Origin of the sequence: Enterocloster sp. 210928-DFI.2.20, assembly GCF_020554465.1 — a bacterium.
In the GTDB taxonomy this organism is placed as follows: domain Bacteria; phylum Bacillota; class Clostridia; order Lachnospirales; family Lachnospiraceae; genus Enterocloster; species Enterocloster bolteae.
Genome location: NZ_JAJCHK010000095.1, coordinates 1 through 790, shown reverse-complemented (window position 1 = coordinate 790; position 790 = coordinate 1). Strand labels below are relative to the sequence as shown.

General features: G+C 50.5%; 1 tRNA gene and 2 rRNA genes. All 3 read left to right on the top strand.

The features are described 5' to 3' along the window. Positions 1-407: ribosomal RNA gene (locus tag LI015_RS27985) — 16S ribosomal RNA — on the top strand; the annotation flags it as partial. A 65-nt stretch (positions 408-472) separates the two neighbouring features. Then, positions 473-590, top strand: a 5S ribosomal RNA gene (gene rrf / locus LI015_RS27980). Between the two features lie 6 nt (positions 591-596). Continuing rightward, positions 597-669: transfer RNA gene (locus LI015_RS27975), tRNA-Ala, on the top strand. Positions 670-790 lie beyond the last annotated feature (121 nt).

The window sequence follows — 790 nt, the reverse complement described above, 5'->3', positions numbered from 1 at the left end:
AGCTGGGCACTCTAGGGAGACTGCCAGGGATAACCTGGAGGAAGGTGGGGATGACGTCAAATCATCATGCCCCTTATGATTTGGGCTACACACGTGCTACAATGGCGTAAACAAAGGGAAGCAAGACAGTGATGTGGAGCAAATCCCAAAAATAACGTCCCAGTTCGGACTGTAGTCTGCAACCCGACTACACGAAGCTGGAATCGCTAGTAATCGCGAATCAGAATGTCGCGGTGAATACGTTCCCGGGTCTTGTACACACCGCCCGTCACACCATGGGAGTCAGCAACGCCCGAAGTCAGTGACCCAACTCGCAAGAGAGGGAGCTGCCGAAGGCGGGGCAGGTAACTGGGGTGAAGTCGTAACAAGGTAGCCGTATCGGAAGGTGCGGCTGGATCACCTCCTTTCTAAGGAAGAAGAAGTAAGGGTTTTATATACTGTCTAGTGTTCAATCAAGAGGACACAAAGAATTTCTGGTGCCGATGCGCTTAGGGGAAACACCCGTACCCATCCCGAACACGATGGTTAAGACCTAAGCGGCCGATGGTACTATGCTGGAGACGGCATGGGAGAGCAGGTGGGTGCCAGATTTCTATGGGGGTGTAGCTCAGTTGGGAGAGCACCTGCCTTGCAAGCAGGGGGTCAAGAGTTCGAATCTCTCCATCTCCATTTGCTGAAGTGACCAAAGGGAAGAAGCTTATGCTGAAAACCTCTGAGGAAACGGAAGCATACCAAACGTACCTTGAAAACCGCATATTGAATAAAAATGAATTGTATATTCTAAATCAGA